We start from the raw sequence: 13,994 nt of genomic DNA on the forward strand, positions 1-13,994 counted from the left end.
AATGGGGATATGGGACATGAGGAAAGCGGGAGGAAAACAAGTGAAGAAGGTCATGTCAGCGCTGGCTGTATCGGCCATGCTGATGTCCGCACTTCCAACGTCGGTTATGGATGCAGCTGCGAGAATCAGTATATATATTAATGATGCAGAGTTATCATCTGCTCAGGCACCTGTCATGAAAGGTGGACGTGTACTGGTTCCACTTCGGTCGATTTTTGAAGGATTGGACGCGAAGGTACAGTACACCAACAGAACCAAAACGATTGTTGCAACTCGCGACGATCAGCAAGTTACTTTGACACTCGGTTCCAAAACGGCATACATCAACGGGGAAGCGATCTCGCTGGATGTACCTGCGAACACGATTAAGGGCAACACGATGGTTCCAATTCGTTTTGTCAGTGAAGCTTTTGGAGAGAAAGTGTTCTGGAACTCGCGCAATCAGCGTGTAGATATCAAGACAACGGCAACGCCTCCAGTGGACGAGACACAATACGCTGCATGGAACATCTATGGTTCGGTATCCGGAAGTAATGGAGATGGTCGTGACCTGACCGTGAGCTTCACACGTCCAACTTCAGAGAAGGCTGTATCTGCTTACCGGATTATGCTGGTGAAAACTCGCGATGTGAATAGCTTCACGGAGTCGGCAGCGTCTGCCGTACCTTCTGCGAACTATACATCTGTTACACCGAATGGCAGCAACCCGAAACTGACGCTCAATGCACAGACGCGTGACGTGAACGGGGATTTGCTCAATAGTAATGAAACGTATCGCCTGTATGTACTGACTGTTGGAAACAGCAGCAATAATTATAAAAATGCATTGAACTGGTCTTCCCAAGCATTGAAGCTCAATAATGTGAAATCCACAGTACAGGCAGTTACAAGCCTGCGTGCTGCAGATATTAGCGACTATGGCGATGGACGCGATCTGGAGATTAACTTCACGCAGCCGAGCACGACATCGAACATTACGTATTATCGTGCTTTTGTTGTTAAAGCGAAGGACTCTTCCGCATTCAATCTGGCTGCAGCGAACAAAGTGTCCAGTGCAAACTCCACGATCATATACAAAGGCAACACTGCTGCAGTCAAAAGCCAGCTGACTTCTTCGACACGGGATACGTCCGGCGAATTGATCAAAAGTAACACAGCGTATGTTGTTTACATCCTGTCGGTAAGCACAAATACAACGACAGACAGCAAGCTGTCCGCAGCATCATCTTCACTTACGCTGTCGGTGAACACAGCAACGTCTCCAGTGATTACACAGGTGAGAGACAACTCGGATTATGGAGATGGTCGTGATATTCAGGTGAGCTTCAACCGTTCATCGGATGAGTCCAAGGTGGCGAACTACCGTGTCTTCGTGGTGCGTAACTCGGTTGCCAGCAGCTTCAATCTGACGACAGCAAGCAACCTGTCCTCCAGTCTGTACTATACGGTGAACAAAACAGGTAACAACATTACAACAACATTGCCTTCATCCATGAAGGACACAAGTGGTTATAATGTAACGAATCTGCAAGATTATCGCATCTTTGTGATGGCGGTGGGCAACCAGCAGAATGGATACACCAATGCGCTGTCAGCTTCCTCCACTGTGCTGAGATTGACAACGAACGGTAATGCGGGAGTCATCAGTAACCTGGCTGTTGCGGATATCAGCGACTACGGTGATGGGCGTGATCTGCGGGTTTCATTCAACAAGGCTGCGGATGAATCCAGAATCTCTGCATATCGGGTATATGTTGTACGTTCCAATAGTGCAGGTAACTTTACACTGAGTGCAGCTAATGCATCGAACAATTACACACAAGTGAACAAAACGGGTGGCAACTTGTCCGTAACCCTACCTTCTAATGGGGTAGATACGAATGGGTATAGAATCTCTAATGGTAATGCGTATCGTGTGTTTGTCCTTTCTGTGAGTAATAGCGGAAACTCCAGTCAGAACGCATTGTCTTCTTACTCTTCACAGATTACATTGTGGGTAAACGCTGCTGTAACCGCTCCGAGCAGTGTGACTGCAATGGACATCGGTGATACTGGAGATGGACGTGATCTGCGTGTGACGTTCACTAAATCCGCAGATGAGACAAATGTGAATCACTATCGGGTGTTTGTGGTGAAAAATGCAAATGCAGGCAGCTTCAATCTGAACGCAGCCAATGCGGTGAATAGCTCAAATTATACGTATGTAAGTAGAACGGGAAATAATCAGACGATTACTTTATCTAATGGTTCGAGAACAGTGGATGGTGACTTGATCCGTAACGATGTGGGCTATCGAGTTTACGTGATGGCTGTGAATAACAACGGATCTCTGCCAAATGCATTGTCTTCTCCTTCCGGTGTACTTACATTGACTTCCAATACAGCTGTAGAGGCGGTGAGCAAAGTAGCGGCAACTGTGAAAGATGCATCGCAAGCCGCAGGCAACGTAACTGATGTAACAGTTACATTTACGAAGCCTGGTACCGAGACCGGCATTAAGCGGTATGTGCTAATGGTTGTACCTGCTGCAACGGCATTTGATCTGAATGCAGCCAAAACAACTGCAAATTCAAGTTTTGCAACAGTTGTTACTACTAGTCCGACAGACTTGCCGCTTTCATTGAAGGATAGCAATGGTAATGATATCAAAGCAGGAGTTTCATACAAGGTGGTTATCCTATCCGAATCATCAGATAGTAAACGGGAATCCAATATGTCTTTTTCCCCTGCTTTCACAATTAACGCTAAAAAACAGGCACCAACACCTGTCGAGAAGGTAACGGATGTGAGTGCATCTTTAAATGGAAATTCAATTAATATAGGTTTCATTAAGCCAACTAATGAAGCAGGTATTGCTCGTTACGATGTGTACATTGTTAAAGAAGGGAACGGTACAGGTACTTCTGGTAAAGTTCTAGCCACAGTAAGTACGGGGACTGCTCCATGGACAGCAACAGTGGATATTACAGCCAAGGATTCAGATGATGCAGCTTTTGGAGCGGGAAAATACAAAGTCTTGGTAGTCGCAGTGGCGAGTGATTTAACGATAAATACATCCGTTACTTCTGAAGGAGTTTTGACCATTCCGCCAGCTTCTTCTGGTACTGATCAGGGAAGCAACAATACGGGTACATCCTCCAATCCGGATACCGGTGCAAGTGCCTCTGGTGGTAGTGGTATTTAAGCATCTGCTGGAGATCCCCCTAAAAAAACAAGTTTAACGTTTGGATGCATACATCGTTTGGATAAGTGACAGTTGTAGTGAAGGGGACGGAATCGATTCTGAAGAAGCGGCAGCGCTCGCCTTTGTCTCCGAATTTCTACCTTTTAGAGGTTAATCAAGAAAATTTGGAGACAACAGCGATCGGAAGAACGATCCGTGACCGGAACGGCCACTCAAAGAAGAACCATCTATTATTCAGTAAAGTAACAATGTAGACTCCCTTTCCAAAGAGAAGGGAGTTTTTTTATTTTTATAATCCATTTTGAAAATCTTGTCGCCAAAAAGGTTCCTAAGACCATTGTTACATTGGGAACAAATAATGGATAATAAAGGGAAGTTGGCTGTATAGATCGAACTAAACATTTACACGAAACGGAGAGGGCAGAAATAACCTGAAGAAGCGAAGCGTGCACCTAAAAGCTTTCTGAAAGAAAGCTGCATCGGAAGCATATGCTATCCCCGGATTTTACCTTTTAAAAAAGGAAAACCAAAAAAATCTGGGGATAACAGCGATCGGAAGGTTGTTCTGTCATCGGAGTGGCCAGTGTAAATATCTTTAGTTCACCTTATGTAGAAGCCTATGAGCCGAAAGGAATGATGGAATGCTTGCATTTCGTTTGACGGGCCTGCCGGATTCCCGGTTGCCGCTATACCTGTATTGTGTGGGCACGCAGGAAGAGAAAGTTCGGCACAGACCGGATGGATTTCCGGTGTATCAGCTGTTTTTGTCACGCGGTGGTGAAGGGCAGTTCAAGATAACGGGAAAAGGGACATGGACGATGGGAGCAGGGCAGTTATTCATCGTGGAACCCGAGGTTGCGCATGAGTATGTGCCTCATTCCAAATCCAAAGGAGAACTGGGTTATATCGGTATTGGCGGTACATCGGCTGGATCGGTACTACAATCCACGGGTTTGCTTCAGAACGAACCGTGCCATATCTCCGGTTTTGAAATCATCTGGTCACGCATGACCAATCTCTGGTACGCGTTGGATCAAGGAGCAACGGAGATGTGGAACACATCAACCCTGATCTACCAGCTCATTTTGGATATAGCACAATCCAAAATCACCTCTGATGCTGGTATCGTAGGTATTGGATCATCTAAGGCCCAGAACGGGGCTGTAACACGTTCTGATCAGGAGTCCGATTCGGGCAAGGAGGCGCTCATCCGAGCAGTAGCATTGATGCATACTCACTACCAGGACGACCTGTTATTGAAGCATGTTGCTAATGCTGTGGGTTATTCGGTGCAGCATCTCAACCGATTATTTCACCAGCATTATGGCGTGACAGGACATCAGTATATGCAGCGATTGCGTTTGCAGAAAGCTTCGGACTGGCTGGACAAGCATCCACGAGCAAGTGTACGGGAGGCGGCAGAGACTGTAGGCATGGAAGTGAACTATTTCATTCGGATGTACAAGCGAGAGTTTGGAGAGACGCCAGGCATGGGAATCAAGCATCGCAATCAGCTCCAAATGGAAAAAGGGCCCCTCAAGGCCCCTTAATCGATCATATACCATGTTATACTTTTTTCTTCTCTCCAAAGAAAAGACGTAACGTTGCAAGTCCCACAACTCCGATCACCGCACTTACCCACGGAGCCAGTGCAAATACCGGAAGTGTATCACGCAGTGGATACCCTACAAACAGTACAAGGACCACGATGACAATGTAGATGATGATTCCCTTAAGGTTAACCCTAGGTACGGTGTTTTTGTCCGCTCCTTCATCGTCTGGTCGCTCAGCAAGGCGGCGAAGCATCTCCACCAATGCAATCCCGCCAACTGCTGCAACAATCAGGGAGAACAGACTGATGTGTTGGAATGGTTCCGTATCTCCGCCAGTCCAACCCACGAACAATCCCGCACATCCTTGGATCAACATGACAAAAGACAGAGCCGCCCAAGCGATCATGGCATACCATTTCGGTGTCCGTTTCGCTGGCTCTGGATTCTCAGTTTGCTGTGGTTCTGCAACGTTAGCTTTCTTTTTCGCTGAAGTTGATGGGCTTGTACTACGGGATGGACCCGGTTTCCCCATCTCAACGACAGCCGTCTTCTCGGGTGCTGTACCTGTTACCCCGAGCTGTGTATGGATGTCTTGCTCCAGATCAGCCCCGTATAGCTCGCGAGCGGGCTTGTTATCCTTCTGAGCCTGTACGATCGCTCTTCCTGTGGAGAGAATCCAGTCTTCCTGTGTTCTCTGGTCAGCTGGCGCATGGCGCGCAATCGTGCTGATTTGGTCATACAGTTTCACATTTTCAGGTGTCATCCGACTCATCTCGGTAATTTGCCGATTCTGTATTTCTTTAAGCTTCTTATAGGAAATCCCCAATGACTGCTCCCCCTGTCTACACACGTTCTGATCTTCCAAAGTCTGAAGACCCTGACGGTATTTTAGTATACGGGAAGGGCTCTCGTTTCGCAAAGTCATTCCTTATAAAAAAGCTGTTCATGGTGAGCCCATATCCACACACAGGCCAGTATGACACAGGTGCACAACAGCACCAGTTTTCCGTGATGTAGAATCCACTCCAGTAGATGTTCCATGAATTCATTCCTTTCGGCGGAAGGATTCCGAGGCATATGGCTGCCTGCATTTTTTATGGCTTATTTTCCCCGATTCATGTAAAAAAATACCCTCACTCCTTCCAGTTCTAACGATTGTGTGAAGTATGCATAAAGAGCAGCCGATTCCATCACAATAGTAGCATTTCCAACAGAAATCCGAGATTGGAGTGTGCTTGTTATGGATGAACAAACAGAATTGACGCGTAAGCTGCTACTGAACAGCAACTCCCGTGGAGTCGTGGACGAGGTCGTATCCTTTGAGGAGAACCTGGAGGATACGGAGTATGCAGAAGAACTGACAGATGGCAATTTGAAGGGAAGAAGTTTCTGGGACAATAGTGATTCGGGTCATGAGCATGAGTGGAATGGACGTGTGGAGACCCACGAGATGTTCCGTAGAAGTTACGAATAACAATTCTGCAACACTTGTTTTGAAATCCAAAAGATATCCGGGCCAGCTGTCATCAGCGTGGCTCATTTTTTTGCGCTTATTATCCGATAAAATGTAGATTGGTAGTCGACGTAGAAAGGGTTCTTACTTACGTTGACTTGCAGGTTGCGGAATGATAATATATTAATACGATCTTAATACACACTAAACTTATCGGATTATATATAATTAACGATTTGAACATAGACAGGCAACGCATGGAAAGGGGAAATCGGCATGGAACGTCAGATCAGTATCCGTCATGGACAGGAAGAATTAACAGCCACGATTCATTATCCGGTCGTGAAAGATATCAAGGAGGAGAAGAGTCAGCAACGAGTACCTCTGGCGGTCATTTGCCATGGCTTTGTTGGTAGCCGCATCGGCGTGGATCGTCTGTTTGTGAAGACTGCCCGCGAATTGGCTGAGGACGGTTATCTGGTCCTGCGTTTCGATTATATCGGTTGCGGAGAGAGCAGTGGGGAGTATGGAGCGGAGGGGCTGGAGTCCATGGTGCTGCAGACCCGTTCGGTGCTGGATTACGCGGTGAATTGCAGTGATGTAGATCCTACGCGCGTTACGCTGATTGGTCATAGTCTGGGTGGTGCTGTTGCATTGCTAACTGCTGTACGTGACAAACGTGTCAAAAACCTGGTGATGTGGTCCTCCGTGGGTTATCCATTCAATGATATCGTGAAGATTACGGGACGGGAAGTATACGATGAAGGTGTGAAACTGGGTGTTGCTGATTATCTCGGATACAAATTCACACCGACGTTCTTCGAGTCTCTCGCTGAACAACAACCATTTCAGGAAGCAGTCAAGTTTAGCGGCGATGTGCTCGTCGTGCATGGTACGTCAGATGAGATTATCCCTGTAGACTACGCATTCCTGTATCAAAAGGTATTCTGGATGCGCCAGGAGGGCCGTTGCGACAAGGAGATCATCTTTCAGGGCGATCACACCTTCTCTTCAGGTAAAGAGCGGGAACAGTTGATTACGCGTACCAGAGAGTGGTTGGGCGAGCGCCAGAAGATCGAGCAGGATTGGCAGCACTGGATGATATAAGTGGCAGGATTACAACTGTTTGGGGATGTCAGCTTGGAAAAGCGCCTTCTTAAGGGTAAAATAGAAGAGTAAGCATTCTATCCGTGTCTGGAGGTTGGCAGCAATGACATTACCCGCACTTTTCATTGCGCATGGTTCTCCCGCTCTGGCGGTGGAGAGCAATGACTACACTCATTTTCTGAACCAGCTTGGAGACAGGCTGCCGGCTCCGAAAGCCATTGTCGTATTTACGGCGCATTGGGATTGTCCCGAACCGTCCGTGACGATGGATGATACACATCAGACCCTGCATGATTTTTACGGATTTCCCTCTACGATGTATACCATGGAGTACCCTGCATCTGGTCAGCCAGATCTGGCGAACGAGATATGTGCGTTGTTCACCCGCTGCAATCTGGCGCATCAGCCAATTCGAGGCAGGGGCCTGGACCACGGCGTATGGGTACCACTGCTGCATATGTACCCCGAGGCTAATATCCCTGTGATCGCCGTATCAGTCGATTCGTTGCGTACGCCACAGGAACAGTATGATATTGGCCGTATGCTGGAACAGCTACGTCATGATAATGTCCTGATTATCGGTAGTGGTGGAACGGTTCACAATTTACGATTGCTTGGCAATAATGATGAACCGCAAGAGTGGGCAGTGGAATTTGATAACTGGATCGGGGAGCGCTTGGAGCAGTGGAACACGAGAGAGCTGTTTCAATATGAGAAAAAAGCCCCTCATGCACGTACGGCAGTTCCATCGTATGGTACAGAGCACCTTGCACCTTTGTTCTACGCGATGGGCACAGCGGATATGTCCCGATCAGCGAAGCGTCTATTCCAGTCTTACCCTTATGGAACGCTCAGTTTGAACTGCTGGCAGTTTGGGGACGGCGTGTAACTTGGAACAGACAACAGCCTGATTATGGCTAACAAGCCAGGTTTGTATGGATAACGTGTGTTAAAGTATACGATTAAAATATATAAACAAAAGAAGGTTCCTGAACCCGCTTGATGGGCTACAGGAACCTTCTTTCGATACGAAGCCTTATTTATGCAATAGGTATTTATTTGCGGATTTCGAACAATTCACAGTCGGTACGCGAGTGATAAGCGAGTTCACTGACACTGGATTGTACAACTACGGTGTTGCTGTCAAAACGGATAATGATGCCACCGGAGTCAATCTGGTGATTATCTTTGAAAACGCGAACCTTATACTTCATATTCATGGCTTCCTGAAAGTCCGCATCCGTCTCAAGACGTCGCTGGGTCGGCATATCGTGTACTCCTTTGATGTTCAACTTTACGTTCATCATAATACGGTTTTCTATGGATGGGCAAGTCAGGCAGGGCATTCAGGATGATCTTGGAAAGCAAAAAGCCCTGCTCTCCAGGGGGATTGGGAGCAGGGCCGAAAATTCGTTGAATGATTGTTTAAGCTGTTTTTTGAGTTGGGCTAATTGTTGGTGTGTCTTTAGGATGATTGCCTTTGTTGCGAGTGATCAATCCGCGAAGGTAAGGCAGTACCCAGTGATCCAGACCGATTTTACCTGCATTTGCACCAGCTACAACCAGGAAGATTTGCATCAGAACCAGTTGAGCGTTCGTGCTTACTGTACCCGAGAAGAGGAACGCGAAGTTCATTACGAGAGCCATCAGGGCAGCCAGTGTTGTGAAGCAGCCGAGTATGAGTCCGACACCTACAAGGAATTCACCAAGAGGAATGATGAAGTCGAACAGTCCTGCATTCGGTACAGCAAATTTCTCGAGGAATGTTCCCCACCATGCTTGCACTGTAGGGTTTTCACCGGTTGCTTTGCCGACTGCTCCGGCGAGGAACCCGCCAGCTTGGAATCCGCCAGTCAATTTGCTCCATCCGTGAGTCATCCAATCATACCCGATGTATACCCGAAGTACTGTCAAAATCCACATTGCCACTTTGTTTTCTCTAAGCCATTGGTTGAAGCTGAACATATGAACCACTCCTTCATGGAATTTAGTGTGTGTTGTTTTTTCTTTTTCTAAGTGATCACCTTTGATGTCTTTATTGTATAGTTCAAAAGTCGTTTTGTTTGTGATTAAAATCACAATCTAGTTCAAATTTTAAGTAAGGTTTAAGAAGTTCACATTTAGGACATATTTTTCCCGCGATATGCTGTTTCAAATGTGAATTACACGCTGTATCAAGGCCTTCTGGGCGCAGACAAATCAGATCGGGTGTGATTAAATGGAAAGAAATACGTGAAATGTTGCCTGCATGAGACATATATCACAACTTAGAACCAGGCCATATCGTTCAGGAGGTCCTATATTGAAGCATTTTAAATGGAACAAAGCAGCATCGGCTGCATCGCTGTTTATTCTCTCATTGAGCCTTGTTGCCTGCCAAAATCAAGAGGCAACCCAGATGCCACTTCAGCCAGAACCGACACCTGCACCTGTGCAAGAAGAACAGAACGTGGAGGAACCCAGCACGTCTCTGTACCCAGCACCTCTAACAGGTCTGCCAGCAGATGAGGCCATTACGCGGCGTCCACTCGCTGTGATGATTAATAATGCCCCTGCAGCTCGTCCCCAATCGGGTCTGAGTTCAGCCGATATCATTCTGGAAGTCCTCGCAGAGGGAGGCATTACCCGTTTCATAGCCATTTTCCAGAGTGAAGGTGGTGCTGAGACGGTTGGACCTGTACGTAGCATACGTCCGTATCTGATTGAGCTCGGTGAGAGTTATGATGGGGTTCTTGTTCATGCCGGAGGCAGTCCGGAGGCGTATTCCATTTTGCAAAGGCAGCAGAAACAGCATATGGATGAGATCTCGAATGGTGGGCCATATTTCTGGCGTTCCTCGGATCGTAAAGCTCCACATAATCTGTATACTTCAGCGGACAAGCTAAGAGAAGGGGCGGATATCAAGGGCTACAGTCATGACTTCAAGTCTCCTGTATACATCTATAACGAAGAAGGCGCGACATCCGCAGGAGAGACCGCAGAGCAATTCGATATCCATTATTTATTGGATAGTTATCGGGTGACGTATGATTATGATGAAGTTAGCGGACGATATATGAGATTGGTGAATGGTAAGGCAGATCAGGATCTGGATAATGGACATCAGCTTGGCGCAGAGAACATTATTGTGGCAGGTGCAGATCATAAGGTGCTCGACAGTGTAGGCAGGTTGTCAGTTAACCTGGAACAGGGCGGTGAGGCCATGCTGTTTCAGAAGGGCAAGATGATTCGCGGACAGTGGGTGAAGAAGCAGGGGGACATTATCCGTTTTGTTCAGGATGGCAGTGAAGTGGCACTTGTGCCTGGCAAGACGTTCATCAGCATTGTTCCGAATCAACCTGAATTTGCGAGTCATGTGAAGCTGGATATGCAATAAAAGGAATGGAATGAAAGAAAACAATGAAAAAAGGATCCATTTTGTCGTCGAAAAGGCATATTTTTGTACCTCTGCATGAAAAGTAGAAGGGTGTCGTATCTGAAATATCGTGTCGAATTGTAAAATTAGTGTAAAATATCGACTTGAATTTGCCATTATTCCAAATAATTAAGATTCATTTCAGATTAATGTGATAAGAATATAAAAAAGGATCGCATCTTTTGTACAAACCATGAAACAAATATGATAAGATATCAAAGGTTGTCATTTCATGTTTCATCGGTTATCGGCAATTTTTCTCGTAAAGGGGATAGAGCTATGAAGCTTAAGAAGAAGAAGGATATATTTTTTGAGACACTGGAGAACATGGCAGATACGGTTGTTCAAGCGGCAGATTATTTCTCCCAGCATGTTTCTAACCTTCAGGATGTGACTCTTTTTGCCAATGAAATGAAGAAGTACGAGTCCCAATGTGATGACTATGTGCACACGATTATTACGGAACTCAACAAAACGTTTATCACGCCGATCGAACGCGATGATATTATGGAGCTGACAACGACACTTGATGACGTATTGGACGGACTCGAAGCAACGGCTTCCCGTTTCTATATGTACCAACTGACGGACCCGGACGAATATATCGTTCAATTCGCTGAAATTTTGCGCCAATCGGCTTACGAAATTCAGAAGGCCATTCATTTGCTGTCTCAGAAAAAATTGCTGGCGATTCGCGAGTACACTATTCGTTTGAACGATTTGGAAAACCAGGGCGACGAAGTGCTGCGCAACTGTATCAAGAACCTTTTTGCTACCGTGCCTGATCCGATTGAATTGATCAAGCGTAAGGAAATTTACGAACGTCTTGAGACGACAACGGATGCTTGTGAACACGTAGCGAATGTGCTTGAATCCATCATCATGCGTAATTCTTAAGGAGCCAGAGAATAATGGAAACAACGATTTGGGTATTAGGTATAGTCGTCTTCCTTGCACTGGCGTTTGACTTCATCAATGGTTTTCACGACACGGCCAATGCCATTGCCACATCGGTATCTACACGGGCACTAACGCCACGTCGTGCGATCCTTCTGGCAGCGGTGATGAACTTTGTCGGTGCGATGATGTTTACAGGCGTTGCGAAGACGATTGGGGGGAGTGTGACCGACCCCACCACGCTGGATAACGGGATCGAGGTCGTCATCGTCACCTTGATCGCAGCGATTATCTGGAACCTGGTTACATGGTGGTTTGGTATTCCGTCTTCCTCGTCACATGCACTTATTGGAGCCCTGGCAGGAGCAGTATTCGTAGGTGCCGGATCGGATAAGTTGAAATGGAGCGGATTTACGGATATCGTCGGAGGGTTATTGTTATCCCCTCTGATTGCATTCGCGATCGGTTATGTGGTCATGATGATTCTAAAATATATTTTCGCCAAACGCAGTCCGCATAACGTGAACAAAGGTTTCCGTACGGTACAGATTTTCACGGCAGCATTGCAAGCATTCACGCACGGCACCAATGATGCTCAGAAAGCCATGGGTATCATTACCTTTGCCCTCGTGGCAGCAGGTGTGCAGGATAATCTGGATGTTCCGCTGTGGGTTAAAATCTCAGCAGCAACCGCGATGGCTCTGGGTACATCCATTGGTGGTTGGAAAATCATCAAAACGATGGGTACCAAGATCTTTAAAATTGAACCGATTAACGGATTTGCCGCGGATCTGTCAGCTGCTTCCGTTATTTTCACAGCAACGTTGCTTCACCTTCCGGTTAGTACAACGCACGCGATCACATCGGCCATTCTGGGTGTGGGTTCTGCGAAACGTTTCTCTGCTGTGAAATGGGGACTTGCTGGACGTATCATCATTACGTGGTTCATTACGATTCCAATTACTGCTGCACTGGCGGGTTTACTCTACTGGATTATTTTCTAAAGAGAGAAGTTATCCCGAATGAATTCGGGGTTAAACGGACAACCTGTTCATAACCATGTGAATATCGGGATATGTGGACAATTATACAACCAAAATCAAGAGACGCCTGTGCATGAACGTGTGGACAGGCTGGATATGTGGATAGCCATCCGTGGAATGATAAACCAAAAGAAGATATTCCTGTGGATACAGGAAACTGTGGATAGGGAAATGAGAGAAGCCAACAGGGTTGGCTTTTTTTGTTGTCGAGTTGGAAGGTATCTGTGTACAATAACGTAAAGATACAGGACAAGGACGTGGTCTGATTTATGATTCGTACACTCGCCATTACACGAGAACATCAAGTCTCCGTTAACGTTCCGCTTACACAGCTGGATCTGAACGATTATGCCTGGATATGGGCGGATTTTAACCAGCCAACAGAAGAGGAAAGCCGTTTGCTGGATACATATTTTAATTTTCACCCATTAGCTATAGAGGACTGTATGCATATATTGCAGCGGCCCAAGCTTGATTATTATGAACATTTGCAGTTTCTTGTGCTGCACGCACTGAACCCATCGACACTGGAAGCCGAGGAGGTTGACTTGTTTCTCGGAGCGAACTTCCTTGTGTCTTTTCATCATGGTGTATTGGAGGAAGTGGATGAGGCATGGGAACGATTGTTGCATCATGCACATGAACGAACCATCTGGGCGCGAGGTCCGGTGGCAGCAGCCTACACCGTGATGGACAAGCTCGTCGATCATTATTTTCCGTCTTTATTTGCCATTGAGGATGAACTGGCTGAATTGGAGAATCGGGGTGGACAAGAGTCGGTTGAAGACTTGATGAATCAGGTGTTTGATCTGCGTAGTCGATTGCTGAAGCTCAGACGAACCATAGTACCGATGCGGGATCTGCTCTATCGGGTGGTGAACTCCCAGCATGTGCAGCGATCAGGGGAACATACGGCTTATTTTACCGATATCTATGACCATTTATTGAAGCTGACGGACATGATCGAAGCGGATCGAGAGATGACGGCCGACCTGCGCGACAGTTATATTTCCCTGAACTCCAACCGGATGAATCAGATCATGAAGACACTCACGGTAATAACGACGGTATTTATGCCCCTAACGCTGATCGCCGGAATCTATGGCATGAACTTTGCCTATATGCCTGAGCTTCAGTGGAAGTTCGGGTACGGAGCGGTGCTGCTGTTGATGTTTGTACTTGGCGGAAGCATGGTGGCCTGGTTTGTGAAGCGGGGCTGGTTTAAGTAGGACAAATAGTGTCAGTTATCATTGTGTACAAGTAAAACTTATATAATATAACAAGCGATGATCTTTTTGGCACTTGTGGATGCACAAAAAAAAGATCATCGCTTGTGGTCTCC

General features: G+C 46.6%; 12 protein-coding genes. 9 read left to right on the forward strand and 3 right to left on the reverse strand.

What is annotated here, in order from left to right:
- The first annotated feature begins 40 nt into the window (after positions 1-40).
- Both AC1S8V_RS03975 and AC1S8V_RS03980 read left to right on the forward strand, forming a co-directional pair.
- Positions 41-3,184 (forward strand): stalk domain-containing protein, encoded by a 3,144-nt coding sequence (locus AC1S8V_RS03975; RefSeq protein WP_482072517.1) that lies wholly within the window; start codon positions 41-43, stop codon positions 3,182-3,184.
- A gap of 641 nt (positions 3,185-3,825) precedes the next feature.
- Positions 3,826-4,734 (forward strand): AraC family transcriptional regulator, encoded by a 909-nt coding sequence (locus AC1S8V_RS03980; protein WP_482072518.1) that lies wholly within the window; start codon positions 3,826-3,828, stop codon positions 4,732-4,734.
- A 16-nt stretch (positions 4,735-4,750) separates the two neighbouring features.
- Here AC1S8V_RS03980 and AC1S8V_RS03985 read toward each other — a convergent pair whose 3' ends face one another.
- Positions 4,751-5,563, reverse strand: coding sequence for a DUF1129 family protein (locus tag AC1S8V_RS03985; protein ID WP_482072519.1), 813 nt, complete (start codon positions 5,561-5,563; stop codon positions 4,751-4,753).
- 414 nt (positions 5,564-5,977) lie between these two features.
- On the opposite strand from AC1S8V_RS03985, the gene AC1S8V_RS03990 reads away from it, so the two are divergent.
- The 3 genes from AC1S8V_RS03990 (at position 5,978) to AC1S8V_RS04000 (ending at position 8,186) form a co-directional block, all read left to right on the forward strand.
- Positions 5,978-6,211 (forward strand): hypothetical protein, encoded by a 234-nt coding sequence (locus AC1S8V_RS03990; protein WP_482072520.1) that lies wholly within the window; start codon positions 5,978-5,980, stop codon positions 6,209-6,211.
- Positions 6,212-6,466: 255 nt separating this feature from the next.
- Entirely contained in the window at positions 6,467-7,297 is an 831-nt protein-coding gene (locus tag AC1S8V_RS03995) for an alpha/beta hydrolase (protein ID WP_482072521.1), read from the forward strand.
- Positions 7,298-7,400: 103 nt separating this feature from the next.
- Positions 7,401-8,186: a DODA-type extradiol aromatic ring-opening family dioxygenase gene (locus tag AC1S8V_RS04000; RefSeq protein WP_482072522.1), complete on the forward strand. Its 786-nt coding sequence runs from the start codon at positions 7,401-7,403 to the stop codon at positions 8,184-8,186.
- A 166-nt stretch (positions 8,187-8,352) separates the two neighbouring features.
- Here the strand turns inward: AC1S8V_RS04000 and AC1S8V_RS04005 are convergent, their stop codons facing one another.
- Positions 8,353-8,565: a hypothetical protein gene (locus tag AC1S8V_RS04005; protein ID WP_017690673.1), complete on the reverse strand. Its 213-nt coding sequence runs from the start codon at positions 8,563-8,565 to the stop codon at positions 8,353-8,355.
- Between the two features lie 157 nt (positions 8,566-8,722).
- Positions 8,723-9,262, reverse strand: a complete 540-nt coding sequence (locus AC1S8V_RS04010) for a DoxX family protein (RefSeq protein ID WP_215078003.1) — start codon at positions 9,260-9,262, stop codon at positions 8,723-8,725.
- Positions 9,263-9,599: 337 nt separating this feature from the next.
- Here AC1S8V_RS04010 and AC1S8V_RS04015 point away from each other — a divergent pair, with 337 nt between their 5' ends.
- The 4 genes from AC1S8V_RS04015 (at position 9,600) to corA (ending at position 13,881) form a co-directional block, all read left to right on the forward strand.
- Positions 9,600-10,673: a DUF3048 domain-containing protein gene (locus AC1S8V_RS04015; protein WP_482072523.1), complete on the forward strand. Its 1,074-nt coding sequence runs from the start codon at positions 9,600-9,602 to the stop codon at positions 10,671-10,673.
- A 318-nt stretch (positions 10,674-10,991) separates the two neighbouring features.
- Positions 10,992-11,609: a DUF47 domain-containing protein gene (locus AC1S8V_RS04020; protein WP_062327047.1), complete on the forward strand. Its 618-nt coding sequence runs from the start codon at positions 10,992-10,994 to the stop codon at positions 11,607-11,609.
- Positions 11,610-11,623: 14 nt separating this feature from the next.
- Positions 11,624-12,613: an inorganic phosphate transporter gene (locus tag AC1S8V_RS04025; RefSeq protein ID WP_482072524.1), complete on the forward strand. Its 990-nt coding sequence runs from the start codon at positions 11,624-11,626 to the stop codon at positions 12,611-12,613.
- Positions 12,614-12,921: 308 nt separating this feature from the next.
- Entirely contained in the window at positions 12,922-13,881 is a 960-nt protein-coding gene (gene corA / locus AC1S8V_RS04030; protein ID WP_482072525.1) for a magnesium/cobalt transporter CorA, read from the forward strand.
- Positions 13,882-13,994: the final 113 nt, after the last annotated feature.

The sequence above is a fragment of the Paenibacillus sp. B46(2026) genome (assembly GCF_056786355.1).

Coding starts and splice junctions, on each gene's coding strand:
- AC1S8V_RS04025 (WP_482072524.1), top strand. CDS start 11,624: ATGGAAACAACGATTTGGGTATTAGGTATAGTCGTCTTCCTTGCACTG.
- AC1S8V_RS04020 (WP_062327047.1), top strand. CDS start 10,992: ATGAAGCTTAAGAAGAAGAAGGATATATTTTTTGAGACACTGGAGAAC.
- AC1S8V_RS04005 (WP_017690673.1), bottom strand. CDS start 8,565: ATGCCGACCCAGCGACGTCTTGAGACGGATGCGGACTTTCAGGAAGCC.
- AC1S8V_RS03990 (WP_482072520.1), top strand. CDS start 5,978: ATGGATGAACAAACAGAATTGACGCGTAAGCTGCTACTGAACAGCAAC.
- AC1S8V_RS03980 (WP_482072518.1), top strand. CDS start 3,826: ATGCTTGCATTTCGTTTGACGGGCCTGCCGGATTCCCGGTTGCCGCTA.
- AC1S8V_RS04010 (WP_215078003.1), bottom strand. CDS start 9,262: ATGTTCAGCTTCAACCAATGGCTTAGAGAAAACAAAGTGGCAATGTGG.
- AC1S8V_RS03995 (WP_482072521.1), top strand. CDS start 6,467: ATGGAACGTCAGATCAGTATCCGTCATGGACAGGAAGAATTAACAGCC.
- corA (WP_482072525.1), top strand. CDS start 12,922: ATGATTCGTACACTCGCCATTACACGAGAACATCAAGTCTCCGTTAAC.
- AC1S8V_RS04000 (WP_482072522.1), top strand. CDS start 7,401: ATGACATTACCCGCACTTTTCATTGCGCATGGTTCTCCCGCTCTGGCG.